This window comes from Curtobacterium sp. Curtsp57, from assembly GCF_047324335.1.
Classification (GTDB): Bacteria; Actinomycetota; Actinomycetes; order Actinomycetales; family Microbacteriaceae; genus Curtobacterium.
In genome coordinates this window covers 2,668,734-2,682,782 of the sequence record NZ_CP168511.1, presented here as the reverse complement: position 1 = coordinate 2,682,782, position 14,049 = coordinate 2,668,734, and the positions used below count along the sequence as shown (strand labels likewise).

The window sequence follows — 14,049 nt, the reverse complement described above, 5'->3', positions numbered from 1 at the left end:
CATGCCGGGAACACCAGCGGGGATCCGTGTCCGCGCCGTCGCCGTCGCCGTGCGGGACCGCGAGGTGCTCGTCGTCCTCCGACACCGCGACGACCGGTCGTACGCCGTGCTTCCCGGGGGCGGCCTCGAGGCGGGCGAGACCCCGCAACAGGCGTGCGTGCGGGAGCTCCGCGAGGAGACCGGACTCGTGGGCATCGCCGAGGCGTTGTTGCCCGTCGGGCTCGATCGCGATGCCCCGGCGCTGTACTTCCGGGTCAGCGTCGAGGGCGGGACGCCGCGGATGCCCGACACCGCACCGGAGGCCAGGCGCGCGACCGACGAGAACCGGTACGACCCCGCGTGGGTGCCGGTCGACGACCTCGACCGCATCGGACTCCGCCCGGACCGCGCCCGCCGGGCCGTGGAGCTCGCGCTCAGCGAGCCGCGCTGACCGCGACGTCGAGCTGGTCGAGCACCGCATCGAGGCCCTGGTCAGGACCACCGACCCACGTGAGGTGCATGCGGGTGGCGAGGAAGGCCTCCAGTTCGACCAGGACGTCCGCCATCATGTCGCCGCCCAGATCCCCGTGGATCACCGGACCCGATGCGGCACGCGCCGTGAAGCGGCGGTCCGCCTCGGCGGCGTCGAGGCGGAGTGCGCACTCGACGAACCCCGCGCCTTCGGCGGCGGCGAGCGCCGCGAGCTCGTCGATGAACGCGTCGGACCTGGCGTACTGCGGCACGATCACGTCACGGCCGGAGCCGAGGTGCGCGCGCATCGCGGCCATGGCCATCGCACGGGCGGCGTTCCCGGCCGGGCGGAGCTGCGCGTCCCACCCGCCGATCATCGCGCGCAGCACGTCGATGTCGAACGCGACGGGCATCGACGGAGCGTGCCGTTCGGCCCAGGCGCGTGCGGTGGTGGACTTCCCGCTCGCCGGGATGCCGTTCAGGTGGACGAGGACCGGCCGCGGCATCAGCTGAGTCCGGCCGAGCGGAGCCCCTCGGTCCAGCGCTCGATCGCCGTGCTGATCTGGTCGCGGGCATCGGCGCGGGAGATGGTCGCGGTGCGGTCCCCCGGCTGCGCACCGTACGCCCCGAAGTCGGCGTGGTTCGAGCCCTGGATCTCGGTCATCGTCGCGTCCGCGGGCAGCAGGTGCCGCGCGGCGTCGATCTTCGCCGGCGTCGACAGGCCGTCACGTGACCCGGAGACGCTCAGCACGTCGAGGCCGGTGTCCGACAGGTCGTTCGCGCAGTAGCTCCCGAGCAGCAGGAGGCCACTGACCCCGGGGTCGTCGGCGAGCTGGCACGCCCGGACCCCGCCGAGCGAGTGGCCGCCGACCGCCCAGGTCCTCACCTCGGGTGCGTGCGACTCGAACGTGGCGAGCGGTCGGGTGTCGAAGAACGCCAGGTGCAGCGTCGGCTTCGTGATCACGACCGTGGTGCCGCTGGCGACCACCTGCCGGAACGTCGCCATGTACGCGTACGGGTCGACCTTCGCGCCCGGGATGAACACGACCCCGACGCCGTTCGCGGACCCGGTCGGCGTCATCACGACGGCGTCGCCCGCGTCCCGCACGGTGACGCGGTCGTCCCGCCAGACCTGCAGCGCAGCGGACCGGGTGCCCTGCATGACGATGTTCGCCCACACCAGGAAGACGACCACGACGACGAGCAGCACCGCCACGATCCAGGCGGTCCAGCGCAGTGCTCGGTTCATCGGGTGTCCTCCGGTCGTCGTGCGGTGACGGTCAGCCAGCGTTCCTCGGCCCCCGGCGCGGTCGTCTCGCGGACGACGACGTCGGTCCACCCGGTCTCGGTCACCACCGACGCGAGTTCGTCCTCGGTCCAGTAGGTGAAGTGCCGGGGGCGGTCGAGCTTGCGCGTGCTCCAGTCGTCACCGTCGCCACGCTTCACGGTGGCGGCGAGGACCCCGCCGGGGACGACGGCCACGAGCGCTCGACGCAGCACGCCGGGGAGTTCCGCGCGCCGGACGTGGAGCAGCACCGCGTTCGCGAACACGGCGTCGTACCCGCTGCCGAACACCCCGGTGCGGACGTCGAGCACCCGGGCGGCGTGCCCGTCGGCGCGGAGCCGCTCGACGAACGAGCGGGCGCCGTCGGTCCGGTCGACGCGGAGGCCGGCGGCTTCGAGGGCGAGTGCGTCCCGCCCGGGGCCGGAGCCGAGTTCGAGGACGCGTGCACCAGGCGTCACGAGCGTCAGCAGGTCGTCGACGAGGCCGGCGCGGTGCCCGTCGGTCCGCTCGGCGTACAGTCCGGCCGCCCGCTCGTACGTGTCGAGCGTGCGGTCGGCGGTGAGGTCCCGGCGCATGACGACCTCGTGCCGGCCATCGGGGAGCCGGTCGCCGAGGACATCGGCGACCGTGAAACCGTTGCGCTCGTAGGTGCGGCGGGCGGTGTCGTTGTCGGGCATCACCGACATCTCGAGCTCGGTCGTGCCCGCCGCAGCGGCCCACCGCGCGATCGCCTTGATGAGCAGTCCGGCGACACCCCGGCCGCGGACCGCGGGGTCGACCCACATCGAGATGAGCTCGGCGCGGTCGTCGTCGGTCGGAGCGCCGCTGGCCATGCCGACGGCGCGGTCGCCCTCGACGGCGAGCAGGTCGAGCGCTCCGGGGATCGACAGGCGTGTCCGCCACCGGTCCTCTGGCGCGTCCACCCAGTCGGCGAGGCGCGACCCGAACGCGTCCGGCGCATCGGCGAGCGCCGCCAGTCGGACGGGTCGCCAGTCCCGCCAGTCGTCGGCGGTCACCGCGCGGAGCTCGATCGTCACGCCCCGACGCTACCGCTCCGCGCGGCGGCGCTCACGTTCGTCCCGGCCCGGGACCACGCTCCGTGACAGCCGGGGGAGGTTCCCGTATCCGCCCGTGACGAATCCGGTTCCCGATCCCCGAGGTTCGGGAACCGGATTCGTCATCGCCGAGAACGAAAACCCGGTCACCGCGACGAGCTGCACCGGTCCGGGCCGCGATGAACGGCTGTCCCGCGGAGCGGTCAGAGCGCGCGCGACCAGGCGACCTCTCGCGCGAGCTGGCCGGTCGCGCGGAACAACGACACCTGGGTCGTCCCCGCCAGCAGGACGGCGAGCTCCGAGCGGTCGGCGGGCGCGAACCCGAGGCCCTGCCAGAAGGGGCCCGACCGGCGACTGAACAGCCACGCCCGATCTGCGCCGGCAGCGGCGGCCGCGTCGAGCGCGAACCGCGCGAGCCGGGTACCGGTACCGGAGCCGCGGAACGCCGGGCCGACGGCGACGCTGCGGAGGAGCGCGTGCCGCCCGTCCGTGCTGCACTCGAACCCGGTGGAGCCGACGACCGTCAGGTCGCACTCGGCGAGGAAGCCGCGCACGTCCGCGACGTCAGCGGGACTGACGGGAAGCGGTTCGTGCACGGCTCCGAGCCTAGGCGAGCTCTACGCGGTGATGGCGGCGCGGATCTCGGCGGCGGCTGCACCGACGTCGGACGCGCTGTAGATCGCGCTGCCGGCGACGGCGACCGTCGCACCGGATGCCTGGACGTCCCCGACGGACGCGGCCGTGACGCCACCGGCGACCGAGAACGGGACGCCGGAGGCCTTGCCGTCGTCGAGGAGCGTGGAGAACGTGAAGCCCTCCTCGGCCTGCTCGTCGAGGCCGGCGTGCATCTCGACGAACTCCGCGCCGAGCGCGATGACCTCGCGGGCACGTGCTGCCTTGTCGGCGACACCGATGAGGTCGACGACGACGCCCTTGCCGTGCTGCTTCGCCGCCGTGACGGCGCCGGCGATCGTGCTGTCACCGGCGACGCCGAGCACGGTCACCAGGTCGGCACCGGCTTCGAACGCGATCCCGGCTTCGAGCTCGCCCGCGTCCATCGTCTTGAGGTCGGCGAACACGGTCTTGTCCGGGTGCGCCTGCTTGATCGCGGTGATCGCGGAGAGCCCGGCGCTCTTGATGAGCGGGGTGCCGAGCTCGAGGATGTCGACGTGCGGTGCGGCCGCTCCGGCGAGCTCGAGGGCGGCTTCGGTGGTCAGGGTGTCCATGGCGAACTGGAGCTGCATGGTGGAGGTGCCTTTCATTCGAGGTTGGCGTGTCGGGGCCAGAGGTCGTCGGCGGACTGCCCGCCGCGGGCCCAGAGCGTGTGGAAGAGCGCGTCACCGAGGAGGGCGACGGCCTGTTCGAACAGCCCGCCGGCGTACTGCGCGGACGCGGTGCCGGAGCGGTCGGTCTTCGTCGCGGCGGGGAGCACGACGGTCGTCGTCGCGACGGACGACAGCGGGGAGTCCGACGTCGTGGAGACCGCCACGACCGATGCGCCGACGGATGCCGCGGTGCGTGCCGCCTGTACGATCCCGGTCGTCGTGCCGGAGCCGCTCGCGACGACGAGCAGGTCGCCGGGGCCGATCGCCGGGGTGGTCACCTCGCCGACGACGTGGACGTCGAGCCCGAGGTGCATCAGGCGCATCGCGGTCATCCGGAGTGCGAGCCCGGACCGACCGGCGCCGTGCACGAACACCCGCCTGGCGTCCTCGACGAGCGTGACGAACTGCGCGGTCGCCTCGGGGTCGATCCGCGACGCGAGGTCGTCGAGCTCACGGAGGACGAGCCCGAAGGACTCGGGGACGGTGGGTTCCTGCATGCCGACGAGCCTTTCATGCTGAGGCCGATCCCACCGCTCCCCGACACGGCGGGAGTCCCACCCGATCGGGTGGCCCCGTCCTCTCGGGTGGGACCGGTACGGTCGGCCACGTGGGAGCGACGGATCAGGACGGCACGGAGGCTCGGCTCGGCCCCGCCAGTCGGCGCGCGGCAGCGGAGCACGCCAGGACGGTCGCAGAACAGGCGGACCGGCACGCGCTCACGCTGGAGTCCGTGCTCGCGGTGCTCCGGTCCCCGCGGGTGGGCGATGCCGCTGCCCGGTCAGAGGCCGTCGAGATCGCCTCGGCTGCGCTCGTCGAGCTCCGGACGCTGACCGACCGGCAGCGGAGCACACTGCTCGAGCCCGTCACGGGCGCGTTCTCACGGCTGCGCGCCGACCTGCGTCCCCTCGTCCGGTTCGGCGACCTCGACGTGCAGTTCGTCGAACCGCCGGCGACCGGCCGCGCCCTGCCCGGCGACGTCGCCCACGCGGCCCGCGCCATCGTCCGCACCGCCGTGCTCGCACTCGTCGACGCCGGTGAGGCCCACCGCGTCCGGATCCAGTGGGACTGCGACGGCCGGAACCTCCTCATGCAGCTCCGTGACGACGGCGCGGGCACCCTGGACGCGCACGACGACACCATGCGGCCGATCGCCGAACGGGTCGTGGCGCTCGACGGACGACTCGCGGTCGAGTCGACGCCGGCGTGGGGGTCCGTCCTGGACATCTCGCTGCCGCTCGATCCGGCGCCCGGCACGGTCGAGGTCGCCGACGACACCGACCTGACCCCGCGCGAGCGGGACGTGCTGCGGCTCGTCGCGACGGGGGTCGGCAACCAGGAGATCGCCGAGGGCCTCGGCATCAGCGTGAACACGGTGAAGTACCACGTGGCGAACCTGCTCAGGAAGCACGGCGCGAGGACCAGGGCGGAGCTCGCAGCAGCCAGGCCCTAGGGGGTGAAGCGGTACCCCATGCCCGACTCCGTGACGATGTAGCGCGGGGACGACGGGTCTGGCTCGAGCTTCCGCCGCAGCTGCGCGACGTAGAGCCGGAGGTACCCGGAGTCGTTGCCGTGCGACGGCCCCCACACCTCGGTGAGCAGCATCTCCCGCGTCATCAACCGGTCCGGGTTGGCGATCAGGACCTCGAGCAACCGCCACTCGGTCGGGGTCAGGCGGATCGCCGGGCCCTCCGCCGGCAGGACCTGCTTCGCGACGAGGTCCACGACGAGGCTCCCGATCCGCACCGTCGGACTCGTGTCCGTCGCCGCCGCGGCCGCCGCCTGCCGACGCCCGAGCGCCCGCAGCCTGGCGAGCAGCTCGTCCATCTGGAACGGCTTCGTCACGTAGTCGTCCGCGCCGGCGTCGAGCGCGTCGACCTTGTCGGCCGAGTCGGTCCGCCCGGACAGCACCAGCACCGGCACCTGCGACCACGAGCGGATGCCCTCGAGCACACCGATCCCGTCGAGTCGCGGCATGCCCAGGTCGAGCATCACGAGGTCCGGCCGCTCGGTGATCACCGCGTCGATCGCGGCGCGGCCGTCCCGGGCGGTGACGACGTCGTACCCACGCGCCGTCAGCGTCACGCCGAGGGCACGGACGAGCTGCGGGTCGTCGTCCGCGACGAGGACCTTCATCGTGCCTCCACCCCGACGTGCCCGGCGATCGGGAGCCGCACCACCATCGTCAGGCCGCCGCCGGGGGTGTCGTCGGCCTCGATCGTCCCACCCATCCCCTCGGTGAACCCCCGCGCCAGTGCGAGCCCCAGGCCGAGCCCCGTGTCGTTGTCGGTGTCCCCGAGCCGCTGGAACGGCTGGAACACGTCGTCGCGCTGCGCCTCGGGGATCCCGGGGCCGTGGTCGGCGACGCGGAGCTCCACCGACCCGCCGAACGCACTGGCCGCCACCCGCACCGTCGTCCCCGCCGGGCTGTGCCGCACCGCGTTCGCGAGCAGGTTCACGACGACGCGCTGCAGCAGCACCGGGTCGGCGAGCACCGGTGGCAGGTCGCCGGGCAGGTCGAGGTCGACGTCGTCCGGCCCGAGCTCCAGCTCGTCGAGTGCCGGCGCGACCACGGTCTCCAACGGGAGGGCGACGGGGGTGACCGCGAGCACCCCCGCCTGCACACGCGAGACGTCGAGCAGGTCGCCCAACAGCACCGCGAGCTGGCGGAGGCTCTCGTCGGCGGTGGCGAGCAGTGCCTCCCGGTCGGCGTCGGAGAGCCGGATGTCGCTGGCACGGAGCGTCTGCACGCTCGCGCTGGCGGCCGCGATCGGCCGGCGGACGTCGTGGCCGACGGCCGCGAGGATCGCGCTCCTGACCCGGTCCGCCGCGGCGATGCGTTCCGCGTCGACCGCGGTCCTGGTCAGTTCGCGGTGCTCCAACGCCGCGTCGATCTGCTGCTCCACCACCCGCAGCAACCGGCGCTGGGTCGGGTCGTCCGGTGCACCGGCGAACTCCAGGACCGCACCGGACGGGAGGCTCGTGGTGGCGTCCGGTGCGTCGCCGAACGTCCCCGAAGTGGCCGGCACCACGTCCCCCTGGCGGACGCGCAGACCGGTGTAGCCGAACGCCTCGCGCGTCCGCTCGACGAGGGCCTGGAGCGCGTCGTCACCGCGGAGCACGCTGCCGGCGATGCCGATGAGCAGCCCGGACTCGGCCCCGGCACGGCGGGCCGTCCGCGAGCGTCGGGCCGAACGGTCGACGACGAAGCTGAAGAGCACGGCGCTGATCACGTACATCACGAGGGCGACGAGGTGCCAGGGCTGCTGCACGGTGACGCGGTACAGCGGCTGGACGAAGAAGTAGTCGAGGCTCAGCCCGGACAACACCGCGGCGAACACGGCGGGCCACATCCCGCCGACGAGCGCCACGACGAGCACGAGCAGCTGGTACGCGAGGACGTCCACGGTGATCGCATCGGGGGTCTTGCCGAACGACAGCAGCCAGGTCAGCAGCGGTCCGACGACGAGAGCGAGGCCGAACGCGCTGAGCACACGGCCACGGGACAGACTGCCCCCGAGCCGCGGGAGCGCGAAGCCACCGCCGGCGCGTTCGTGGGTGACCACGTGCACGTCGATGTCGCCGGACTCGCGGATGACGGTGTTGCCGATGCCGGGGCCGGTGAGCGCCGCGGCCGCCCGCGTGCGCCGGCTGACGCCGATGACGATCTGTGTGGCGTCGATCGACCGCGCGAAGCGGACGAGCGTCGTTGGCACGTCGTCGCCCACCACCTGGTGGTACGTCCCACCGAGCTGCTCGAGCAGTGCGCGCTGCGCACCGAGCGCACCGGGGTGCCGTTCGCGCAGCCCGTCGTTCGTGGTGACGTGCACGGCCGCGAGCTCGCCGCCGGAGGACCTGGCGGCGATCCGGGCCCCGCGACGGAGGAGCGTCTCGCCCTCCGGCCCTCCGGTCAGCGCGACGAGGACGCGCTCGCGCGCCTCCCACCGGTGCTCGATGCCGTGCTCGGCCCGGTAGCGCTTCAGGGCGTCGTCGACCTCGTCCGCGAGCCACAGCAGGGCGATCTCGCGGAGCGCGGTGAGGTTGCCGAGGCGGAAGTAGTTCGACAGTGCGGCGTCGATCCTGGCGGCCGGGTACACGAGGCCCTCGGAGAGCCGCTCGCGCAGCGCCTGCGGCGACAGGTCGACGACCTCGATCTGGTCGGCTGCGCGGACGACCGCGTCAGGGACGGTCTCGCGCTGGACGGTCCCGGTGATCTCGTGCACGACGTCGCCGAGGGACTGCATGTGCTGGACGTTCACCGTCGAGACCACGTCGATGCCCGCCGCCAGCAGGGCTTCGACGTCCTGCCACCGCTTGTCGTGCCGGCCGCCCGGTGCGTTCGTGTGCGCGAGCTCGTCGACCAGCGCGACGTCGGGGTGACGGGCGATCACGGCGTCGAGGTCCATCTCGTCCAGCTCCACGCCGCGGTACCGTTCGACCCGGCGGGGGACGACCTCGAGCCCCTCGACGAGGGCGGCCGTGGCGGCGCGGCCGTGGGTCTCCACGACGGCGACGACGACGTCCCGACCCTCGTCACGGAGCCGGCGTCCCTCCTCGAGCATCGTGAAGGTCTTCCCGACGCCGGGTGCAGCCCCGAGCAGCACCCGCAGCTTGCCTCGCTTCACGCGCTCATCCTCTCGCTTCTCGATCGATCCTGGGGTGTGCACGGACAGCAGCACGCAACCGATCCGCCAGCGCCGCACCTGCGCCTCGGAGCTCGGCAGGACCGTCGATGGTGAACGCCGCGTCGAAGCCGGCGAACCGTGCGGCGAGCGCCGTCCACGACCACGAGCCCATCGTGAGACGGCACCGACCGTCGCCGAGGTCGTCGAGCACGGCATCGACGTCGAGGTACGGCGCGATCGACCGCGCCGGCACGTCGAGCACCGCCGTCCCGGTGCACGGCCACACGTCGGCGCCGTCGGAACCCTTGAACCGGGCCGCGAGGAAACCCGCCGCATCTCCGCCCGGGACGGGTCGCGGCGTGAACCGGATGCCCGTCGGCGCCCGCGGGTGCATCCGGTCGATGCGGTAGGTGCGCCAGTCGTCCCGCTCTGGCGCCCACGCCAGCAGGTACCACCGGCCGTTCCTGGCGACCACCGCGTGCGGGTCGACCCGCCGCGGCGGGCGGTCGTGCTGGTCGCCGCCCCACGCGGAGTCGTAGTCGAAGCGGAGCACCTGCCGGGTGCGCACGGCGTCGGAGACCGCGACGAGCACCGCGGGGTCGACCGTCGTCGTGCCGGGGGTCGTCACCACGTCCACGGCGTCGATCCGGTGCCGCAGGCGCGCGGGCATCACCTGCCGGACGGCTCCCAGTGCCCGCGCTGCCGCCTCGGCGATGTCTGCGCCGGACGCCGGAGCGACGGCGAGCGCGAGGGCGATCGCCACGGCCTGCTCGTCGTCGAAGAGCAGCGGCGGGAGTTCCGATCCGGCGGACAGCCGGTAGCCGCCGGCCGGCCCGCGGAGCGCCTCGACCCGGTAGCCGAGCTCCCGGAGCCGATCGACGTCACGACGGACGGTCCGCGGGCTGACCTCGAGCCGTTCGGCCAGGACGTCACCCGGCCAGTCCCGGTGCACCTGCAGCAGGGAGAGGAGCGCGAGCATGCGTGAGGACGGTCCGGACACGCATGCAGTATCCGTCGAGAAGCGGACACGATCTGACCGCATTGCCGAACAGACTCGCTCCCATGACGATCACAACCACTCCGCACCTCAACTTCGACGGCAACGCCCGCGAGGCGCTCGACTTCTACGCGAAGGCCCTCGGCACCGAGCCGGCGACCATGACCTACGGCGCGATGGGCGCCACCGACGACCCGGCGTGGGCCGACCGGATCGTCTGGGGCCAGGTCCAGACGGCGAGCGGCATCCGCGTGATGGCGTTCGACGTGTGGCCCGGGCAGCCCTACGACCAGGGCACGAACGCCTTCTACGTGTACCTGAGCGGCACGGACGCGGACGAGATCACCGCTGCGTGGGAGGGGCTCTCCGACGGCGCCGAGATCCGGCAGCCGTTCGGTCCCGCAGCGTGGTCGCCCCTCGCCGGGCAGCTCCGCGACAAGTTCGGCGTGATCTGGGCCCTCGACGTGGCCCAGGAGTCCACCGACCACTGAGCGACGCCCGCGTCGGCATACTGGGCGCATGGGGGACACGAACACCACTGCGGAGGCGGCGCGGAAGCGGAAGCTCCGGAAGCGTCGGCAACTCCGGAAGAACCTGCGCCGGCAGATGAACTGGCGCGGTCGGCCAGTCCCGCCGCTCGGGTGGTACGTCGCCGTCCTCGCCGTCGCGTGCGGCATCGCCTACGGCGTCCTGCACGACCGCGGCGACGCTGATCCATCCGGGATCGGCGTCGTCGTGCCCGGTGTGGCCGCCGGAGTGCTCTGGGGCGCGGTGGTCATGGCCGTCGCGCCGCCGATCATCGCCGTCCCGGTCATCGTGGCGGGGATCTTCGTGTTCGGGCCGCTGTTCGGCCCTGCGTACCCGAGCGCACTCTCCGCGTGGATCACGAGCACGGTCGCCGGCTGGTTCGTCGGCATCGCGATCCGGTACCGAACCGTCGGACGCCGTCGACCGCCGCCGGCACAACCGCTCGTCGACCGCACCCGTCCGCGCCGGAAGGCCCCGATCGGCAAGTCGGAGCGGAGCAACCTGGTGTCGTCGGCGATCGCGGGCGTCGGGCTCCTCGCCCTCCCGGTGCTGCTGTTCGTCGTCCCCACTCCCCGGCTCCTCACCGGGTGGCTGCTGCTCGCCGGGTTGGCGCTCGCGTGGGCGATCCCGACCGGATGGTGGAGCGCGAGGGCGCAGAGTCACCACGCTGTCGGTGGAGCACCGCTGCAGGCAGCGACCTGGGGCGTCTTGTTCAACGCATGGGGTGCGGCCGGTGTGCACGGCATGCCGTTCGCACTCACCGCGGGGATGGGCGGCGTTGCGATCGGCTTCGTGCTCCGACGACTCTGGGAGGCCCGGGTCGGCCGCTACCCCCGGCAACGACCGGCTCCGGCAACCGGATCCGTCACCTCGCGGAACGGGAACCTGTCTCCGGCGCCCACGTCGACACCGTCACGGCGGCGGTGACGGTCGTCGGGGCGAAGACCGCGTCGGGAGCGACGTGGTGGTGGCTCGGGCCCATGTGCACGACGTCGTGGACGTCCTCGGCGGACAGGTCCATCGTCCAGGTCAGGTCCTCGGACGAGCGCAGCACGAACGACGGCGTGAGGGAATCGTGCAACCGCCGTTCCTTCTCGGGATCGACGCTGATCGTCGCCTCGGCGAGTTCGGCCAGGTGCCCGGTTCGTGGCGTGACGACGACGAGCACGCCGTCCTCGTGCAGGACCCGGGCGTACTCGCGCTGGTTCCGCGGGGCGAACACGTCGAGGACGACTGCGGCAGCGCCGTCGACGATCGGCAGCCGCTCCGTGACGTCACCGACCACCGCCCCGGCCGCCACGTGCACGCGAGCCGCCCGTCGGATCGCGACGGCGGACAAGTCCAACGCCACCCCCAGTCGCAGAGCCGGCTGACGGCCGACAAGTGCTGCGCCTCCAGCCGCCACCCCGAGCCTCCCGTCCGCCGCGCGCAGCGCATGGGCCAGGTAGGTCCCCGGACCGGAGCCGACGTCGAGGACGATGCCGGGTGCGGAGGCGGACGCGACCACCGCGGCGAGCGCCCGCTCGACGGGTGCGTAGTGCCCGCGCCCCAGGAACCGGATGCGGGCGTCGACCATCTCCGGGGTGTCCGCGGTGAGCGCGCGGCGCTTCGTCGGCAGGAGCGTCAGGTGGCCCTGCTTCGCCTCGTCGTAGCGGTGCCCGTTCGTGCAGCCGGCCTGCCCCGCCCCCGTCCGCGACAGCGGCTCGGTGCACACGGGGCAGGCGAGCACGGGCAGCAGGTCGTCACGCACGCCGTCCAGCGTACGGGCGTCGGTAGCCTGGCCGGATGTCGCTGCAGCAGCTCTTCGGTCTCGACGGACGCGCCGCACTCGTCACCGGCGGCAGCTCGGGCATCGGGCGGGCGATCGCCGGGGCGCTGGCCGACGCCGGAGCCCACGTGCTCGTCGCCGCCCGGACGGCGGCGACCATCGACGAGGCCGTCGCGGAGGTCCGCGCGGCAGGAGGCGCCGCGGACGGCGTCGTCGCGGACCTGTCGACCCGTGGCGGAGCACACGCGCTCGCCGATGTCGTCGGGGACGTCGACGTCCTCGTCAACTCCGCGGGGATCAACCTGCGGCCGCCGATGCCCGACCTCGACGAGGACACGTGGGACACCACGATGGCCGTGAACCTCGATGCCCCGTTCGTCCTCGGGCAGCGCCTCGCACCCGGCATGGCGGCGCGCGGGTACGGCCGGATCATCGGCATCAGCTCGCAGCAGGCCCACCGCCCCTTCGCCGCCAGCGGCGCGTACGGGGTCTCCAAGGCCGGACTGGAGGCACTGGCCAGGTCCCAGGCAGAAGCCTGGTCCGGGCAGGGGGTCACCTCGAACGTCCTCGTGCCGGGTTTCGTGCAGACGGCACTGAACCGCCGGCTGAGCTCGGACCCGGCGACCGTCGAACGGCTGGCAGCCAGGACGCTCGTCGGACGGAACGGCTTGGCGTCAGACTTCGCGGCCGCGGTGGTGTTCCTCGCCGGCCCCGGGGCGGCCTACGTCACGGGGCAGTCGATCGCTGTCGACGGCGGCTTCTCCGTCCACTAGAACGTGTCTCGTCGTGGGTCGCGAGTGCGCGGGCGATGAGTAGGTTTGTGCCGTGGATTGGCGTGGAGACCGCATCGGAGCGGCACATCGTGGCGAGAATCCGACCGTACTGGCCGAGCTCGCCGGCGGCTTCGCGGTCATCGGGGACGCGCAGTTCCTACCCGGCTACTGCGTGCTGCTCGGGAAGGACCCATCGGTCACCGCCCTCGCCGACATGCCCCGAGGTGATCGCGTGCAGTTCCTGGCGGATGCCGATCTGCTCGCCACCGCTGTCGAGCGCGCATGCCGGGCGATCGACCCGGCGTTCCGACGGGTGAATCTCGACGTGCTCGGCAACGCGGACGCGTTCGTCCACGCCCACATCTGGCCACGGTACGAATGGGAGCCTCCGTCGTTGGTGACCCGTCCGGTCTGGCTCTACGAGCCCGATCGGTGGCTCGACCCTCGGACCGCGCTCGGCACCGAACACGCCGGACTGCGCGCGCGCATCACGACTGAGCTCGATGTCCTCGCGAACGCTGACACGGTGCGCATCAGCGGATGACGTCGGCCAGGTGGCGACTCGACGCGACCACGGCGCTGTCGACGGCGGCTTCTCCGTCCACTAGTTTCGGCTCATGGCCGTCATCCACAACGCCGAACTCCGTCCGTCGAAGACCGAGGCGATCGGCGGGTGGCTGCCCGATCAGCCGTGGAGCGGGGTCGAACCCGGCGCCGAGGTCGTCGTCGACGGGCGCTTCCGGTTCGACGACCCGGACGGCGAGGTCGGCGTGGAGACGTACCTCGTGCACGTCGGGGACGGTCCGGTCCTGCACGTGCCGCTGACGTACCGCGGCGCTCCGCTGGCCGACGCTGCCGACTTCCTGATCACCGAGATGGACCACTCCGTGCTCGGTCGACGCTGGGTGTACGACGCCGCGGGCGACCCCGTCTACGCCGACGTCCTCCGTCGTGCGATCGCCACCGGGGGGCACGAGGCCCGACTGGAGGCAGCCGTCGCGTCCGACGCCCCGCCGCCGTCGCTCGGGTCGGCGGTCGGCAGTGGCTCCGCGTCGTCGTCGCCGACGGTGCACGTGGTCTCGCCGACGACCGACGGCGCGCTGACCACGATCGGGGACCTCGTCATCGTGCGGGTCGTCGGGACGCCCCTGCCCGACGGTGAGACGCTCACGGCGACCTGGGCCGGCTCGGAACCCACCGTCGTGGCGACCCTGCGCGCCTGAGAGGTACGGCCAGGACCTCGTTG

17 protein-coding genes are annotated in these 14,049 nt (G+C 73.0%); 7 read left to right on the top strand and 10 right to left on the bottom strand.

Going from position 1 to position 14,049, the window contains the following annotated elements; all coding sequences use genetic code 11:
- Position 1: 1 nt before the first annotated feature.
- On the top strand, positions 2 to 430 hold the full coding sequence (locus tag ACEN9V_RS12795; protein WP_413600636.1) for an NUDIX domain-containing protein: 429 nt from the start codon (positions 2 to 4) through the stop codon (positions 428 to 430).
- Here the strand turns inward: ACEN9V_RS12795 and ACEN9V_RS12790 are convergent.
- The 6 genes from ACEN9V_RS12790 to hxlB all read right to left on the bottom strand — a co-directional run bounded on the left by ACEN9V_RS12790 (position 414) and on the right by hxlB (position 4,612).
- Positions 414 to 956 carry an AAA family ATPase gene (locus ACEN9V_RS12790; RefSeq protein WP_413600635.1) on the bottom strand — a complete coding sequence of 181 codons (543 nt, stop codon included), beginning with the start codon at positions 954 to 956 and terminating at the stop codon, positions 414 to 416. The two genes, ACEN9V_RS12795 and ACEN9V_RS12790, sit on opposite strands and share 17 nt — an antisense overlap.
- Positions 956 to 1,699: an alpha/beta hydrolase gene (locus ACEN9V_RS12785; protein WP_413600634.1), complete on the bottom strand. Its 744-nt coding sequence runs from the start codon at positions 1,697 to 1,699 to the stop codon at positions 956 to 958. Before ACEN9V_RS12785 ends, ACEN9V_RS12790 begins: the two co-directional genes overlap by 1 nt.
- Positions 1,696 to 2,772: a GNAT family N-acetyltransferase gene (locus tag ACEN9V_RS12780; RefSeq protein ID WP_413600633.1), complete on the bottom strand. Its 1,077-nt coding sequence runs from the start codon at positions 2,770 to 2,772 to the stop codon at positions 1,696 to 1,698. Before ACEN9V_RS12780 ends, ACEN9V_RS12785 begins: the two co-directional genes overlap by 4 nt.
- Positions 2,773 to 2,993: 221 nt before the next feature.
- Positions 2,994 to 3,386, bottom strand: a complete 393-nt coding sequence (locus ACEN9V_RS12775) for a GNAT family N-acetyltransferase (protein ID WP_413600632.1) — start codon at positions 3,384 to 3,386, stop codon at positions 2,994 to 2,996.
- Positions 3,387 to 3,407: 21 nt separating this feature from the next.
- On the bottom strand, positions 3,408 to 4,034 hold the full coding sequence (gene hxlA / locus ACEN9V_RS12770; protein ID WP_413600631.1) for a 3-hexulose-6-phosphate synthase: 627 nt from the start codon (positions 4,032 to 4,034) through the stop codon (positions 3,408 to 3,410).
- A gap of 14 nt (positions 4,035 to 4,048) precedes the next feature.
- A complete protein-coding gene (gene hxlB, locus ACEN9V_RS12765; protein ID WP_413600630.1) occupies positions 4,049 to 4,612 on the bottom strand; it encodes a 6-phospho-3-hexuloisomerase in 564 nt (187 codons plus the stop codon).
- Between the two features lie 110 nt (positions 4,613 to 4,722).
- Between hxlB and ACEN9V_RS12760 the strand changes: the two genes are divergently transcribed.
- Positions 4,723 to 5,565, top strand: a complete 843-nt coding sequence (locus ACEN9V_RS12760) for a helix-turn-helix transcriptional regulator (RefSeq protein ID WP_413600629.1) — start codon at positions 4,723 to 4,725, stop codon at positions 5,563 to 5,565.
- Here ACEN9V_RS12760 and ACEN9V_RS12755 read toward each other — a convergent pair.
- From ACEN9V_RS12755 to ACEN9V_RS12745, 3 genes are read right to left on the bottom strand one after another with little or no spacing between them, the layout of a single operon-like run.
- The gene (locus ACEN9V_RS12755; protein ID WP_281266112.1) at positions 5,562 to 6,248 is read right to left on the bottom strand and encodes a response regulator; all 687 of its coding nucleotides are present in this window, start codon (positions 6,246 to 6,248) and stop codon (positions 5,562 to 5,564) included. The two genes, ACEN9V_RS12760 and ACEN9V_RS12755, sit on opposite strands and share 4 nt — an antisense overlap.
- Positions 6,245 to 8,737, bottom strand: a complete 2,493-nt coding sequence (locus ACEN9V_RS12750) for an ATP-binding protein (RefSeq protein WP_413600628.1) — start codon at positions 8,735 to 8,737, stop codon at positions 6,245 to 6,247. Before ACEN9V_RS12750 ends, ACEN9V_RS12755 begins: the two co-directional genes overlap by 4 nt.
- 4 nt (positions 8,738 to 8,741) lie before the next feature.
- Positions 8,742 to 9,737, bottom strand: coding sequence for a helix-turn-helix transcriptional regulator (locus ACEN9V_RS12745; RefSeq protein ID WP_413600627.1), 996 nt, complete (start codon positions 9,735 to 9,737; stop codon positions 8,742 to 8,744).
- 62 nt (positions 9,738 to 9,799) lie between these two features.
- On the opposite strand from ACEN9V_RS12745, the gene ACEN9V_RS12740 reads away from it, so the two are divergent.
- Both ACEN9V_RS12740 and ACEN9V_RS12735 read left to right on the top strand, forming a co-directional pair.
- On the top strand, positions 9,800 to 10,225 hold the full coding sequence (locus tag ACEN9V_RS12740) for a VOC family protein (protein ID WP_413600626.1): 426 nt from the start codon (positions 9,800 to 9,802) through the stop codon (positions 10,223 to 10,225).
- 28 nt (positions 10,226 to 10,253) lie between these two features.
- Entirely contained in the window at positions 10,254 to 11,189 is a 936-nt protein-coding gene (locus tag ACEN9V_RS12735; RefSeq protein WP_413600625.1) for a hypothetical protein, read from the top strand.
- Here ACEN9V_RS12735 and ACEN9V_RS12730 read toward each other — a convergent pair.
- Positions 11,128 to 12,012 (bottom strand): putative RNA methyltransferase, encoded by an 885-nt coding sequence (locus ACEN9V_RS12730; RefSeq protein WP_413600624.1) that lies wholly within the window; start codon positions 12,010 to 12,012, stop codon positions 11,128 to 11,130. The genes ACEN9V_RS12735 and ACEN9V_RS12730 overlap by 62 nt on opposite strands.
- Positions 12,013 to 12,047: 35 nt before the next feature.
- On the opposite strand from ACEN9V_RS12730, the gene ACEN9V_RS12725 reads away from it, so the two are divergent.
- From ACEN9V_RS12725 to ACEN9V_RS12715, 3 genes are all read left to right on the top strand, one after another.
- Positions 12,048 to 12,803 carry an SDR family NAD(P)-dependent oxidoreductase gene (locus ACEN9V_RS12725; protein ID WP_413600623.1) on the top strand — a complete coding sequence of 252 codons (756 nt, stop codon included), beginning with the start codon at positions 12,048 to 12,050 and terminating at the stop codon, positions 12,801 to 12,803.
- 52 nt (positions 12,804 to 12,855) lie between these two features.
- The gene (locus ACEN9V_RS12720; protein ID WP_413600622.1) at positions 12,856 to 13,347 is read left to right on the top strand and encodes a diadenosine tetraphosphate hydrolase; all 492 of its coding nucleotides are present in this window, start codon (positions 12,856 to 12,858) and stop codon (positions 13,345 to 13,347) included.
- Between the two features lie 73 nt (positions 13,348 to 13,420).
- Entirely contained in the window at positions 13,421 to 14,026 is a 606-nt protein-coding gene (locus tag ACEN9V_RS12715) for a CG0192-related protein (protein WP_413600621.1), read from the top strand.
- Positions 14,027 to 14,049 lie beyond the last annotated feature (23 nt).